We start from the raw sequence: 14,364 nt of genomic DNA, 5'->3' as shown, positions 1-14,364 counted from the left end.
TGCCCCCGGATCCCGCCCTTCCCGGGCGGGGTTCGGGGCGGAACCCCGGTATCGGGAAGGGGCGGGGTAGGGGAAGATCAAATGAACACCCACCCGCAGCAGCTCCACTCCCCGCAGAGAGGTTGTCGCATGCCGGACGACGCCGCCGCCGTGGCCCGCGATGCCGCAGAGGCCGACTCCGCCTTCTCGCACCCCGCGGTGACGCCCGACGCCACCGCCGCGTACGGCGAACACCCCGACCAGGTGATCGACTTCTACGAACCCCGGACCGTCACGGAGACCCCCGCCCCCCTCGTCGTCGCCTTGCACGGCGGTGCCTGGCGGGCCCCGTACGACCGGCAGCACCTCACGCCCTTCGCGGACTTCCTGGCCAGACGGGGCTTCGCCGTGGCCAACGTCGAGTACCGGCGCGGCAGTTCGATTCCCGCCCAGGGGGGCGGCCCCGCCGCCGGCCGCTGGCCCGAGACCTTCGACGACGTCGCGGCCGCCTTCGACGCGCTGCCCGCGCTCGTCGCCGAACTCCTGCCGTCGGCCGACGTCCGCCGCACCGTCGTCACGGGCCACTCCGCGGGCGGCCACCTCGCGCTCTGGGCCGCGTCCCGGCACGTGCTGCCCACCGGCTCGCCCTGGCGCATCGACCGGCCCGCCGCGTTCCGCGGTGTCGTCGCCCTCGCGCCCATCGCCGACTTCCGCATGGCGCAGGAGCTGGGCGTCTGCTCGGACGCGGCTCTCCAACTCCTCGGCGAGAAGGGGAAGTTCGAGGAGCGTCTCGCGCACGCCGACCCGGCGGCCCTGCTGCCGACCGGCATCGCCACGACCGTCGTCCAGGGCCGTACGGACATCGTCGTGCCGCAGGCGGTCGCCGAGGCGTACGCCGACGCGGCGGCGAAGGCGGGCGAGGTCGTCGGGGTCACGCTTCTCGAAGACGTCGGGCACTTCCCGCTGATCGACCCGGCGGCCGACGCCTGCGCGGTGGTGGCGGAGGAGATCGCGCAGCTGGCGTACTGAGAGCGGGGTCAGGGGACCCGCACGAGGAGCTCCCGCAGCCCCCGGATCACGAAGTTCGGCCTGCGCTCCGGCTCGGAGGCGAGAGACAGGCCCGGCGCCCGGCGCAGCAATGCCCCGAGCGACGCGGCCAGTTCGATGCGGGCCAGGGGTGCGCCGATGCAGTAGTGGATGCCCGCGCTGAAGGAGATGTGCGGGTTCTCGGCGCGGGCCAGGTCCAGTTCGGCCGGGGCGGTGAAGACCGCCGGGTCGTGGTTGGCCGAGCCGAAGAGGAGGGCGACCTCGCTGCCGCGCGGGATCACGGTGCCGTCGACCTCGATGTCGTCCAGGACCCACCGCTCGAAGAGCTGGAGCGGGGTGTCGTACCGCATCAACTCCTCCACCGCGGTGGGGATCAGACCCCCGGGATCCGCGCGTAGGGCGGCGAGTTGCGCCGGGTTGCGGAAGAGCGCGTACCAGCCGTTGACGGTGGCGTTGACCGTCGCCTCGTGCCCCGCGTTGAGGAGCAGCACGCAGGTGGAGATCATCTCCTGCTCGCTCAGGGACTCCCCGTCCTCGTGGGCGGCGATGAGCCCCGAGATCAGGTCGTCGCCGGGCTTCTCGCGTCGTACGGCGATGAGTTCGCGCAGGTACGCCGAGAATTCGAGCGAGGCGCGGACGGCCCGCCCCGCCGTCTCCTCTGACGGATTCAGCTCGTACATCCCGCAGATGTCGGCCGACCAGGGCCGCAGCTGGTCCCGGTCGGCCTCCGGGATGCCCAGCATCTGCGCGATGACGGCCACCGGCAGCGGCTCGGCGACGCGCGCCGCGAGATCCCCGCCCCCGTCGGCCACCAGATCCCGTACGAGCCGATCGGCCAACTCCTCGACGTACGGCCGGAGTTGCTCCACAGTGCGCGGCGTGAACGCCTTCGACACCAGGCGCCGGATCCGGGTGTGGGTCGGCGCCTCCAGGTCGAGCATGCCGTTGTCGTTCAGGACGTGGAACGGCTCGTGCTCGGGCGGCGGGGCCTGGCGCCCGAACTCCTCGTGCGTGAAGCGGTGCAGATAGGTCCGCCCGAGCCGCCGGTCCCGCAGCAGCGCCGACACGTCGGCGTGGTGCGGGATCAGCCACTGGTCGGTCGGTTCGAAGTAGTGGACCCGCCCGGCGGCCCGCAGCTGTGCGTAGGCCGGGTAGGGGTCGGCGATGAACTCCGGCGACCAAGGGGCGAAGGGCGGGGCGGGGACGTCCATGGAGCGACGCTAGCCGCACGAGTGCCCGCCCAGGAAGAGGTCAGGAAGAGGTCAGGAAGAGGTCAGGAAGAGGTCAGCCCGGGGTGACCAGCCGTGCCTCGTACGCGAAGACCGCCGCCTGCGTGCGGTCCCGCAGGCCCAGTTTCACCAGGATGCGGCTCACGTGGGTCTTGATCGTGGACTCGGCGACGACGAGGCGCGAGGCGATCTCGCCGTTGGACAGGCCCTGGGCGATGAGGACGAGGACCTCCGTCTCGCGCTCGGTGAGCTCGCCGTACTGCTGTGCCTGGACCGTCGCCGAGAGGCGCGGCGTCTCGCCCAGCTTGGAGAACTCCGTGATGAGGCGGCGCGTCACGGAGGGCGCGAGCAGGGCCTCGCCCGCCGCGACCACCTTGACGCCGTCGGCGAGCTGGCGCGCGGACGCGTCCTTCAGGAGGAAGCCGGAGGCGCCCGCGCGCAGCGCCTGGTAGACGTACTCGTCGAGGTCGAAGGTGGTCAGGACAAGGACCTTCGACGTGACGTCCGCCGCGACGATCTCTCGGGTCGCCTCGATGCCGTTCATGACGGGCATGCGGATGTCCATCAGGACGACGTCCGGGGCGAGTTCGCGGACGCGGTCGACCGCCTCGCGGCCGTTGACCGCCTCTCCGACGACTTCGATGTCCGGCATCGCGTTGAGCAGGACGGAGAAGCCTTCGCGGACCATCATCTGGTCGTCGGCGATCAGTACGCGGATCGTCATTCCTGGCCTCCGGTGGGCTCCGATGCGGACGCGACGGGCAGGAACACGGTGACTTCGTAGCCGCCGTCGGCGGTCTCCTCGGTCGTCATCTCGCCGTCCAGCATCGTGACGCGCTCGCGCATGCCGGTGATGCCGTGCCCGGCTCCGGGGGATGGCTTGACCAGGCCTTTTGCGGGCCCGTTGACGACACGAAGTCCGAGTCCGCCGAGCACATATCCGACCTCGACGCGGGCCGTGGCGCCGGGGGCGTGGCGCAGGGTGTTGCTCAGCGCCTCCTGGACGATGCGGTACGCGGAGAGCTCGACGCCCTGCGGGAGTTCGCGGACCGCGCCGGTGACGACCTTCTCGACGTCCAGGCCGGTCTCGCGGACGTTCGCGATGAGGCGGTCGAGGTCGCCGAGCGTGGGCTGCGGGGCGTCCGGGGCCTCGTAGTCCTCCGCGCGTACGACACCGAGGACGCGGCGCAGCTCCGTCAGTGCGGCCACGGCGTTCTCGCGGATGGTGACGAACGCCTGCTCAAGCTCGGGCGGCGGGTTCTCGACGCGGTAGGGCGCGGCCTCCGCCTGGATGGCGACCACCGACATGTGGTGGGCGACGACGTCGTGCAGCTCGCGCGCGATCGTCGTCCGCTCTTCGAGCAGCGTGCGCTTGTCGCGCTCGATGGCGGTGACGGTCCGCTGGACGCTGACCTCGTGCTTGGCCTCGCGGCGGATGTGCACGAGGGAGACGGTGACGAGGGTGAGCGCGGAGAAGAAGAGCATCTGCGGCAGGTCACTGCCGTACGCTCCCGAGCCCATGAAGACCTCGGCGAAGACGCCGTAGGCGGCCGTGCAGGCCCACATCCACGCGGCGGCACGCGGGCGGGTCCGCACGGCGACCACCGTCATGACGGTGATGTGCGAGAGGAACGAGCTGTCCGTCCAGGGCCAGCCGTCCGACGTATGGGCGATCACGGCGATGAACGGGGTGGTCGCCAGCGAGAACCACCAGGCACCGACGGGCCTCATCAGGGTCATGAGGATGGCGGCGGCCGGCAGGATGCCGGTGAGTACGGCCCCCATCCCGCTGTCGCTGACAGGGGCGACCGAGTACACGAGGACGGCGGCCAGCGCGACCATGGCATGCGGGATCCAGGCGGCGTAAGGGCGTATCCGGGCCGGAAGCCGTCGGCTCACCGGCCCGTCCGTACGCATCGTCGGCAGCGGTCGGTAGGCGAAGGCGTCACGGAACAGGTCCTGGCGAAGCCCTGCGAGCGCGCCCACGGCCAGGCGGTACTCCGGGCTGCGGCTACTGCTGGGGGCGGTCTTGGTCGCGTCAGTCACGCTTACGAAGGTACGGGGGCGGGGGAGGGGGGTCGTCCCGCCAGGGAGGGGTTCTGCGGGGTCCGTCGCAGGTACTACGTGGGCGGGTGCGTGCTGCCGCGGTGCGGGGCGGGTCTGTCTGTGGGGCGGGGCCGCCTGCGGGTGTGTGCGGGCTGCGGGGCTGGTTCGTCTGTGGGGGCGTCGGGGCCGTGCCGGTGTGTTCGTCTTCGCCGTTGGTGGGGTGGGTGTGGGAGGCCTGCGGCGCATGCTGGGGTTGGGTGGGGGTTGCGGACGCGGAGTTGCCGGGTGGGGGCGTCGGGGCCGTGCCGGTATGTCCGTCCTCGCTATCGTCCGGTGGCCGCGGGGCTGCTTCGCTGCTGGAGTGCGGGGAACCGTGCTCCGGGCGGACATACCGGCACGTCCCCTCGCGTGTGCCGCCGACTGCGGGTGCGTTGGGCACTGTGCTCCGGGCAGGCGTACCGGCGTGCGCTGCCGGCTGCGGGTGCGTTGGGCACCGGCGCTTGTGGCTGCGGCACATCCCCCTTGCCGCGCACCGCGCCCGCCCCCCGCGTGCACGTCCCCACTCACCCACCCCCCCCCGCGTGCACGTCCCCACTCACCCACCCGCCCACCCCTGTGTGGCACCCCGGGGCAATCGGGCGGGTGGGTGGGAGAGGCTTGTTCGTTCAGGGGCGGATGCGGGGTGGTGGGAGAGGCTTGTTCGGCCAGAGGCGGATGCGGGGTTACGAGATCAGGTCCCTGCGCCGCAGCCCCGCCAGGCCCGCGGCCACCAGCGCCCCCGAGACGGCGAGAAGCACCACCACCGGCGCCCACACCATGCCCCCGCCGGGCAGCTTGGGAAGGTGCCCGAACGGAGAGAGGTCCATCGCCACCTGCGGAAGGTCCAGCGCCGGGCCGATCCAGCCGATCGCCAGACAGACCCCGGCCACGGCCCAGGCACCCACCGCCGCCCCAGGGAACGCCCCCACGAGCAGCACGGCAAGCCCACCGAGCGCCCAGATCGCGGCCACCTGCACCAGGCACGCCCCCATGATCGGCCCGAGGTCCTTCCCGTACCCGAGAGCAAGACCGAGACCGCCCACCAGCATCAGCAGCAGCGCCCCGCCGAAGGCGATGACCAGATGTCCCCCGGCCCACCGCAGCCGCCCCACCGCGTTGGCCAGGACGGGTTCCGCCCGCTGCGAGGTCTCCTCGCCGTGCAGCCGCAGGACCGACGCGACCACGTACAGCGAGGCGATCATGCCCAGCATGCCGACCATCGTGGCGAGGAAGGCGTCCGTGATGCCGGACTGGCCGCCCATCCGCTCGATGATGTCCCGGGTGTTCGCGTTGTCCCCGACGATGTCCGCCGCGCCTTCGGCCATCCCGCCGAAGACGACACCGGAGACCAGGAAGCCGAGCGTCCAGCCGAGCACGCTGCCCCGCTGGAGCCGCCAGGCAAGACCGCCCGCCGTGGCGATCCGGCCCTTGGCGGGTCCCGGCCGGGTCGGCAGGAAGCTCATGCCGACGTCGCGCCGCCCGGCCAGGTTGTACGCGACCGCGCCCTGCGCCACGACCGCGGCCCCGATCAGGAGCAGCACCCACCACCGCTCACCGGCGTAGGCGCGGATGTTCTCCACCCACCCGAGCGGTGAGAGCCAGGTCAGGACCGAGGAACCGTCCTCGGTCCCGGCGTCGCCTGCGGCCTTGAGCACGTACGCGGCCCCGAGGACCCCGGAGGTCAGCCCCTTGGCGAGCCGCGCGCTCTCCGTGAGCTGGGCGACGATCGCCGCCATCGTGGCGAACAGCATGCCGGTGCCCGCGACGCCGAGCCCGAGCGCCAGCGCACCAGCCGCGCCCTGCCCCGCCATGCCGCCCGCGACGAGCAGCGCCACGGCCGCGTTCGCCACGAACGCGGCGAGCAGCGCGGCGGTCAGCGGCGCACGCCGCCCCACCATCGCGGCGGAGATCATCTCCTGGCGGCCTGTCTCCTCCTCCTCGCGCGTGTGCCGTACGACGACGATCAGGCTCATCACGGCGGCGAGGATCGCGGCGTAGACCCCGATGCGCCAGGCGGAGAGCGCGCCGATGGAGTCCCCGAACACCGGCGAGTACAGCGCCCGCATCGAGGAGTTGGCGTTCATTGACCGCATGGCCTCGGCCCGCTCGGCCCCCGTGCCGTACGCCTGCTCCAGGGAGCCCGGCATCGCCAGGACGATCCCCGCGACGATCAGGACCCAGACGGGCAGCATGACCCGGTCACGGCGCAGGGCGAGCCTCAACAGGACGCCCGTGCCAGAAAGTTGACGCGATCCACCGGTGCGAGAGGTGAACGCGGAAGTCCCGGGGACAGCAGTCATCGCGCAGCCACTCCCTCGGCTCCCTCGGCTCCCTCGGCGACGCCGCCCCGCACGTCGTCCTGGTAGTGCCGCAGGAAGAGCTCCTCCAGCGTGGGCGGCGTGGAGAGGAGCGAGCGGACCCCGGATGCGGTGAGTGCGCGAAGGACCGCGTCCAGCTTGTCGGTCTCGACCTGGAGCTTGACCCGATTCCCCGCTACGTCGACGTCGTGGACGCCGGGCAGTCGCGCGAGCCCGTTGGGCGGTCCGGCGAGTTCCGCGGTGACGCTGGTCCGCGTCAGATGGCGCAGGTCGGCCAGCGATCCTGTCTCGACGGTCTGCCCCTTCCTGATGATGCTGACGCGGTCGCAGAGCGTCTCCACCTCGCTGAGGATGTGCGAGGAGAGCAGGATCGTGCGGCCGCGGTCGCGCTCCTCCTCGACGCAGCTCTGGAAGACCTCCTCCATGAGCGGGTCGAGCCCGGAGGTCGGCTCGTCGAGGATCAGCACGTCGACGTCCGAGGCGAAGGCGGCGACGAGGGCGACCTTCTGCCGGTTGCCCTTGGAGTACGTACGCCCCTTCTTGGTCGGGTCGAGTTCGTACCGCTCGACGAGGTCGGCCCTGCGGGCCTGGTCGAGGCCGCCCCGCAGCTTGCCGTACAGATCGATGACCTCGCCGCCGGAGAGGTTGCGCCACAGGGTGACGTCACCCGGTACGTACGCCACCCGCCGGTGCAGCTCGACCGCGTCGTTCCACGGGTCCCTGCCGAGGAGCTGGGCGGCACCGGAGTCGGCGCGGAGCAGGCCGAGGAGGACCCGGATGGTCGTGGACTTCCCGGCGCCGTTGGGGCCGAGGAAGCCGTGGACCTCGCCGGTCTCGACGTCGAGGTCGAGACCGTCGAGCGCGTGCGTCCGTCCGAACGACTTGTGCAGTCCGGAGACAGTGATGGCCTTCGTCATGTTTCGGAACGTACGCTACTTTCACAAAATTGTGAAGTTAAGGAAGCGTATAAACTCGACCGCGACCGGCACAGCAGGGGAGATGATCAGCAGATGCCCAAGGGGTCCGAGGGGTCCAACGAAGAGGCGCGGCGGGAGGACGAGACGCGGCGTGACGACGAGGTCGTCTCACGTTTCGTGGAGCAGTTCGCCGCGCAGCTGGTCGAGGCGGGCATGCCGAGGATGCCCGCGAGGATCTTCGCGGCGCTCCTCGCGTCGGACTCGGGCGCGCTGACCTCGGCGGAGCTGGGGGAGCGCCTCCAGGTGAGCCCCGCGGCGGTCTCGGGCGCGGTCCGCTATCTCACGCAGCAGCACATGGTGGCCAGGGAGCGCGACCCCGGCTCACGGCGGGACCTCTTCCGGGTGCACAGCAACCAGTGGTACGAGGCGCTGGCCAACCGTGACGGGGTCCTCAAGCGCTGGGAGAGTGCCCTGAGCGACGGCGTCGCCAGCCTGGGCCCCGACACCCCGGCGGGCCGCCGCATGGCCGAGACGCTCGCCTTCTTCGAGTTCGTCGAGCGCGAGATCGCGGAGATGCTGGAGCGGTGGCGGGTGCACAGGGAGAGCTTGTTCGGCAAGTAGGCCGCTTCAGGGATTCGGGTGGGTGGGCGGGAAAAATCCGCCGCGAAGCGGCGGCCCAGGAGAGAACGGCGCCGCACCCGAAGGCCGGGTCACCGAGGCAGCATCAAGCCCCAGGCACTGGCCCGCACCGCCCAGGTCCGAGTCCGCACAGGCCCCCCGACCACCGCATCCGCCCGGTAGCGGAAATCCGCCCCGGACACCGTGATCGTCCGCGCCCGCACCCGCAGGGCTTGGGCCGCCGCGCCCACCGAGGTGGGCCGGACCTCGACCTCCGCGAAACCGTCGGACCCCGGACGCACCGAGACCCCCTCCACCGGCTGGTCCAGGTCCACCACGAGCACGCCGTCCGCCTCCACCCGCAGCCGCGCGGGTGCGGGACCGGGCGCCGACGCCACCCGCGAGGGGCGCGCGAGAGTACGTACGAAGGACTGGCACGTACGCAGCCAGGGGTGGCCGTCCACCGCCGTGCTCCCGGAAGTGCTCCCGGAAGCGCCCCCGGAAGCGCTCTCGGACGCCGACGCGGCGACCGGCGGGATCCGCAGGGTCCCGAGGACCACCCCGTCGCTGTCGTCCACGAGCAGATCCAGCCGCCGCTCGGCCCCTTCGAGCACCGCACGGGCCGCCGCGACGGCTCCGATGGGCACTCCGAGAGATCGCGAAAGCACCTGGACCGCGCCCACCGGAACGACCGAAACCGCACACGAATGGAGCTCCCGCTCCCGGTGGAGTGCCGCCACGGCGCGCAGCAGAGCCCGGTCGTCGCCGATCACCACAGGACGGCGCGTACCCCTTCTGGCCAGGGCTTTCGCGAAATCCTCGGGCCCTTCCGGCAGGCAGATACGGACGGCCGCACCCGCGCCGAGTACGTCCTTCGCGATCCGTACCGACTCACCGTCCGTGCGCCGGGCGACCGGGTCGATGACGACTAGCAGCTGGTCGCGAGCCGACAACGTGCGCCCCTTTTCTGAGTCCTCGGGTAGCATCTTTGTGCAAGAGCCCCTTGCGCTATTGCGCCAGGGGCTTCGTCTATTCCGGGGCAGCATCCAAGGCACACCCATATGGCGGCTACGGCCCCTGACCTTGGACATGCCCCGCCCGGAAGGGGTGTACGCCTGTGCCCGCACTTGTGCTGCTCGGTGCTCAGTGGGGTGACGAAGGCAAGGGAAAGGCCACCGACCTGCTCGGTGGCTCCGTGGACTATGTGGTGCGTTACCAGGGCGGCAACAATGCCGGCCACACGGTCGTCGTAGGCGACCAGAAGTACGCGCTGCATCTCCTCCCTTCCGGGATTCTCTCCCCGGACTGCGTGCCTGTCATCGGCAACGGAGTCGTCGTCGACCCGTCGGTCCTGCTCTCCGAGCTGAGCGGTCTGAACGAGCGCGGCGTCGACACGTCGAAGCTGCTGATCAGCGGTAACGCGCACATCATCACGCCGTACAACGTGACCGTCGACAAGGTGACGGAACGCTTCCTCGGCAAGCGCAAGATCGGCACGACGGGGCGCGGCATCGGCCCGACCTACGCCGACAAGATCAACCGCACCGGCATCCGCGTCCAGGACCTCTACGACCAGTCGATCCTGGAGCAGAAGGTCGAGGCGGCTCTTGAGGTCAAGAACCAGCTCCTCACCAAGCTCTACAACCGCCGCGCCATCGAGGTCGGCCAGATCGTCGAGCAGCTCCTGGAGCACGGCGAGAACATCAAGCAGTACGTCGCCGACACGACGCTGATCCTGAACAACGCGCTGGACGAGGACAAGGTCGTCCTCTTCGAGGGCGGCCAGGGCACGCTCCTGGACGTGGACCACGGCACGTACCCCTTCGTCACCTCCTCGAACCCGACCGCGGGCGGCGCCTGCACGGGTACGGGCGTCGGCCCGACGAAGATCAGCCGCGTCATCGGCATCCTGAAGGCGTACACCACGCGTGTCGGCGCGGGCCCGTTCCCGACGGAGCTCTTCGACCAGGATGGCGAGGACCTGCGCCGCATCGGCGGCGAGCGCGGTGTGACGACCGGCCGCGACCGGCGCTGCGGCTGGTTCGACGCGCCGATCGCGCGTTACGCGACCCGTGTGAACGGCCTGACGGACTTCTTCCTCACGAAGCTGGACGTCCTGACGGGCTGGGAGCAGATCCCGGTCTGCGTGGCGTACGAGATCGACGGCAAGCGCGTCGAGGAACTCCCGTACAACCAGACCGACTTCCACCACGCGAAGCCCGTCTACGAGTACCTCCCCGGCTGGTCCGAGGACATCACCAAGGCCCAGACCTTCTCCGACCTGCCGAAGAACGCGCAGGGTTACGTGAAGGCCCTGGAGGAGATGTCCGGCGCCCCGATCTCCGCGATCGGCGTGGGCCCGGGCCGCACGGAGACGATCGAGATCAACTCGTTCATCTAGCGGCTCAGTTCTCCCCGCACATCCGCATTCCCACGGGCGTCTGGCACGGCAGGTGCCCGTGGGTGCGGACCACGTCCTGGCCGTTTCCGCGGACCGCGTACGCGAGGAAGCTCGACGCGAGGGATGAGGCGGGCGGGCTGCCGTAGGTGTAGGCGTACTCGATCTCGCGGTAGGGATAGCCGCTGGTCTGGATCCGGTCGAGGGACGGTACGTGGCCGTCCAGGTTCAGGCGGTGCGAGTCCTTGAGGGTGGTCGTCTTGCGGAGTTCGCTGTAGCCGATCGCGCCCGGGGTATCGGCGACGGTGGCGAGGACCTGGTCCGTGTCGTCGAGTTCGCAGCGGATCAGGGGCGCCTTGGGGCTGATGTCCTTGGTCAGGCAGTCACTTGAGGACTCCTGGATCTCCGACGCGCCCTTGAGCACCCGGTGCTGGAGCGTGACCCGGGTGCCCGAGCTCGAACCCCGGCTCACCAGGACCACCGGCTTGTCCGGGCCGCCGGGCAGTTGGTTCCAGTTGCGGATCTCGCCCGTGAAGAGACGGCGTACGTCGGTCGTGGAGAGGTTCTTCACCGGAACCGCGTCGTTGACGACCAGGGCGAACAGGGAGACCGCGACCCGCGTCTCGCTCAGCTGGCTGTAACTGGCGGGCCGTGGGCCGTCGGAGAAGGCGATCACCGGCGGTGAGCCCTTGCCGCCGTCGGCGGACTTCGCGTCCATCCCCGCCAGCTCCCGCACCCCGCCCCGGCTTCCGTGCGCGCTCACCTCGATCCTCGATCCCTCGCACTCGTCCATGTACTTGTCCGCCAGCTCCTCGGCGGCCTTCTCGAACGCGGTCGACCCCGTCAGGGTGAGGTCGCCCTGCTTGCAGAACGAGGGCGGGGGCGTGGCGTCGGGCCGCAGGATGAGGCCCGCGAGGCCGAGGATCACCAGGCTCAGGGCGATGGCCACACGCTGCGAGAGCCTGCTGAACAGCGGCGGCTTCTCGTCGGGGGCCGAGCTGTGGTTCTCGTGCGTCTCGCCGCCCTGGATGCCGCCGATGACGGTGTAGCCGCTGTCCACGGGGCCGCCGGTGAGCAGGACGAGGAGCTTGTAGTACTCGCCCCGGTTGAGCGGCACGCGCGGGATGTGCAGCCTGCCGTCCTCGTAGCCGAGGCCCGTGCCGGGCGCGAAGTGCTCCATCAGGTGGTCGGCCTCGGGCGGCAGCGTCACCGCCACCGCGCGGATCGTGCGGGTCTCGAAGACCGCGGTCAGGCCGTGCGGCGAGCGGCCCGTGTAGTCGGCGACGTCGATCGGCAGCGAGCCGTCGTTCTCGACGCGCAGGAGCACCAGGGTCGCGTCCGACATCTCCGGGGCCTCGTCGAAGAGACCGAGGCGCGCGTTCGCGTCGCCCGTACGGACGTTGTCGCCTATCGCCGTGTCCATCTGCTTGCGGTAGCCGATGCGCTTGCGGCGCGGTACGCGGCGTTCGAGCAGCACGGGGACGAACGCGCCGGCGATGCCGACCAGGATGGCGAGCACGGCGATGATGTTTTCGGTGCCCAACCAGTTCATGGGCGGGACGATAAGCGCCGCGGGCGGCCGTCGGGCTGCCCTTGTCCGTCCCTTGTCCGTCCGGACGGGAGCTGTTCGCCCGGCGTTCAACTACCGCGCGCTCAGCCCTCCTTGTCGTACGTCAGCCCCTTGTCCGTGCCCGTGTTCTCCCGGTGCAGCCTGCCGTTCGCGAGCAGCGTGACCGTGCTCGCCTGGCCCGGTCGGCAGGAGGTCGCGGGCTGGCCGACGATCACATCCGTCGGTCCGATGCGCAGGGTGTTGCCGCTGACCGACTCCAACTTGCCCTGGAACACGCAGTGGTACGTGCCTCCGGTGTCGGTCGGGCCGTCCGCCGTGATCGAGACGACGGTGTCGCCGACCTCGCCCTGCTGGAGGACGAGCTGGCGGGAGTTGCTCCCCAGGTTGTTCTGGATGGAGCCGCTCCAGGTGCCGAGGAACGTGTCCGGGATCGCGCCGTCCTCGTCCTTGTCCTCGTCCTTTTCCTTGGACGCGGGCGTCGTGGGCGGGCTCTCGGGATCCTGCGAATTCTCCTCGGAGGGGGTGCCCGGCGTCTCGGGCGCGCTGTTGGACGGCGAGTCGGAGCTCGTGCCGCCCGCCTTCGTGCTGCCCTCGCCCTTCATCACCGCGTACACCGTGCCGCCCGCTCCTATGGCCACTATGACGGCCACCGCGATGAGCGCGGCGGTGGACCGCCCGCTGCGGCGCGGGGGTTCGCCCTGCGGGTGGACGAGAGGGCCGTACGGAGGTGTGGGCCCGTACGGAGGCGTGGGTCCGTACGGGTTCTGCTGGGGGTAGCCGTAGCCGGGCTGCGGGTGCTGTTGCGGGTGCTGCTGGGGGTGCTGTTGGGGGTAGCCGTACGCCGAGCCCGGCGGGGGAGTCGGCGGTGGTGCCTGGCCGGTGATCATCGTGGGGAGGTGGTCGAGGGGGGCCTCGCCCGGTCTGCCGGGCGGTGGCGGTGTGTCGCCGTCGGCGGGCTCCGGCTTGCCCCCGGCCCCGGACGCGGCGGCAGCCAAGGCGCCTGCCCCGGCCCCGGCCCCGGCCCCGGCCCCGGCTCCTGCTCCGGCGACGGCCGCGGCAGCAGGCCCGGACCCGGACCCGGACCCGGCTTCGTCCTCGCCCTGCTTGGACGCGCCACCATTGCCCCCGGCCGCCAACCCCTTCGGCGGCGCGAGCGACACCGGCGGAACGGTGCCCTTCGCGGACGGCGCCTCCGGCCCGCCCTCGTCCGGATTCTCCGTGTCGAGCAACTGCACCGCATGGCGGCCCAGTTGAGCCACGAGCGCCCCCGGGAGCCAGGGGTCCCGCGTCCGGCCGCCGTCGCCGAGCGTGTCCTCCGCCCTCGTCCGCTCAAGGAGCTGCTCCAGCGAAGGCCGGTCCGCGGGGTTCTTGCGCAGGCAGTCGCCGACCAGCTCGGCCAGCTCCTCCGGCAGCCCCTCCAGATCCGGCTCCTCCTGCGCGATACGGAACATCAGCGCGTGCACGCCGCTGTTGGCCGTGCCGAACGGCAGCGCGCCCGAAGCCGCGTACGCCAGGACCGAGCCCAGGCAGAACACGTCGCACGCCGGGGTGATCCGGTCGCCACGCACCTGCTCGGGCGCCATGAACCCGGGCGAGCCGACGAGCGCGCCGGTGCGGGTCAGTCCGCCGTCGGTCACCGTTTCGAGCGCGCGGGCGATGCCGAAGTCGATGACGCGGGGGCCGTCGATCGTGACGAGCACGTTCGACGGCTTGAGGTCGCGGTGGATGAGGCCCGCCGCGTGAATGTCCTTGAGGGCGTTGGCGAGCCCGGCCGCCAGTATCTTCACGGACCGCTCGGGCAGCGGCCCGTGGTCGTGCGAGATGACGCTCTGCAGGGAGGGGCCCGCGACATATCCCGTGGCCAGCCAGGGGATCGTCGCCTCGGTGTCCGCGTCGAGCACGGGCGCCGTCCACGCGCCGCCGACCCGCCGTGCCGCCTGCACCTCCTGCCGGAAGCGGTTCCTGAACTCCTCCTGCTCGGCGAGCTCTTCACGCACCAGCTTCACCGCGACCGTACGTCCCCGGTCGGACCGCGCGAGGTAGACGTGCCCCATGCCGCCCGCGCCGAGTCGCGCGAGCAGCCGATAAGCGCCTATTCGCTGTGGATCCCCGGGCCCGAGCTTCTCCATCGCCGCGCCGCCTCCCCCGTTGGTGTGCAACAGATCGAGGATAGTGGGGCGATAGGACATCGGGGCACGGACTG

At 71.2% G+C, this 14,364-nt stretch carries 11 protein-coding genes; 3 read left to right on the top strand and 8 right to left on the bottom strand.

Annotation, left to right across the window (positions count from 1 at the left end):
- Positions 1 to 129: 129 nt before the first annotated feature.
- On the top strand, positions 130 to 1,008 hold the full coding sequence (locus M4V62_RS20755; RefSeq protein ID WP_249588743.1) for an alpha/beta hydrolase family protein: 879 nt from the start codon (positions 130 to 132) through the stop codon (positions 1,006 to 1,008).
- Between the two features lie 8 nt (positions 1,009 to 1,016).
- Here the strand turns inward: M4V62_RS20755 and M4V62_RS20750 are convergent, their stop codons facing one another.
- The 5 genes from M4V62_RS20750 to M4V62_RS20730 all read right to left on the bottom strand — a co-directional run bounded on the left by M4V62_RS20750 (position 1,017) and on the right by M4V62_RS20730 (position 7,575).
- A complete protein-coding gene (locus M4V62_RS20750; protein ID WP_249588742.1) occupies positions 1,017 to 2,237 on the bottom strand; it encodes a cytochrome P450 in 1,221 nt (406 codons plus the stop codon).
- A gap of 73 nt (positions 2,238 to 2,310) precedes the next feature.
- A complete protein-coding gene (locus tag M4V62_RS20745) occupies positions 2,311 to 2,979 on the bottom strand; it encodes a response regulator (RefSeq protein ID WP_249588741.1) in 669 nt (222 codons plus the stop codon).
- The gene (locus M4V62_RS20740; protein ID WP_249588740.1) at positions 2,976 to 4,301 is read right to left on the bottom strand and encodes a sensor histidine kinase; all 1,326 of its coding nucleotides are present in this window, start codon (positions 4,299 to 4,301) and stop codon (positions 2,976 to 2,978) included. Before M4V62_RS20740 ends, M4V62_RS20745 begins: the two co-directional genes overlap by 4 nt.
- A 722-nt stretch (positions 4,302 to 5,023) precedes the next feature.
- Complete coding sequence (locus M4V62_RS20735) at positions 5,024 to 6,640, bottom strand: ABC transporter permease (RefSeq protein ID WP_249588739.1); 1,617 nt, start codon at positions 6,638 to 6,640, stop codon at positions 5,024 to 5,026.
- Positions 6,637 to 7,575, bottom strand: coding sequence for an ABC transporter ATP-binding protein (locus M4V62_RS20730; RefSeq protein ID WP_249588738.1), 939 nt, complete (start codon positions 7,573 to 7,575; stop codon positions 6,637 to 6,639). Before M4V62_RS20730 ends, M4V62_RS20735 begins: the two co-directional genes overlap by 4 nt.
- A 93-nt stretch (positions 7,576 to 7,668) precedes the next feature.
- Between M4V62_RS20730 and M4V62_RS20725 the strand changes: the two genes are divergently transcribed.
- Positions 7,669 to 8,196 (top strand): GbsR/MarR family transcriptional regulator, encoded by a 528-nt coding sequence (locus M4V62_RS20725; RefSeq protein WP_249588737.1) that lies wholly within the window; start codon positions 7,669 to 7,671, stop codon positions 8,194 to 8,196.
- Positions 8,197 to 8,285: 89 nt separating this feature from the next.
- Here M4V62_RS20725 and M4V62_RS20720 read toward each other — a convergent pair whose 3' ends face one another.
- Positions 8,286 to 9,179: a diacylglycerol kinase family protein gene (locus M4V62_RS20720; protein ID WP_425575258.1), complete on the bottom strand. Its 894-nt coding sequence runs from the start codon at positions 9,177 to 9,179 to the stop codon at positions 8,286 to 8,288.
- A gap of 131 nt (positions 9,180 to 9,310) precedes the next feature.
- Between M4V62_RS20720 and M4V62_RS20715 the strand changes: the two genes are divergently transcribed.
- Positions 9,311 to 10,594 carry an adenylosuccinate synthase gene (locus M4V62_RS20715; RefSeq protein WP_249588735.1) on the top strand — a complete coding sequence of 428 codons (1,284 nt, stop codon included), beginning with the start codon at positions 9,311 to 9,313 and terminating at the stop codon, positions 10,592 to 10,594.
- A 4-nt stretch (positions 10,595 to 10,598) separates the two neighbouring features.
- Here the strand turns inward: M4V62_RS20715 and M4V62_RS20710 are convergent, their stop codons facing one another.
- Positions 10,599 to 12,143, bottom strand: coding sequence for a substrate-binding domain-containing protein (locus tag M4V62_RS20710; protein WP_249588734.1), 1,545 nt, complete (start codon positions 12,141 to 12,143; stop codon positions 10,599 to 10,601).
- 101 nt (positions 12,144 to 12,244) lie between these two features.
- The gene (locus M4V62_RS20705) at positions 12,245 to 14,290 is read right to left on the bottom strand and encodes a serine/threonine-protein kinase (protein WP_249592915.1); all 2,046 of its coding nucleotides are present in this window, start codon (positions 14,288 to 14,290) and stop codon (positions 12,245 to 12,247) included.
- Positions 14,291 to 14,364: the final 74 nt, after the last annotated feature.

The sequence above is a fragment of the Streptomyces durmitorensis genome (assembly GCF_023498005.1).
Taxonomy (GTDB): Bacteria; Actinomycetota; Actinomycetes; order Streptomycetales; family Streptomycetaceae; genus Streptomyces; species Streptomyces durmitorensis.
Note: the sequence above shows the minus strand (reverse complement) of the source record. Positions and strands in the feature narration are given on the sequence as shown.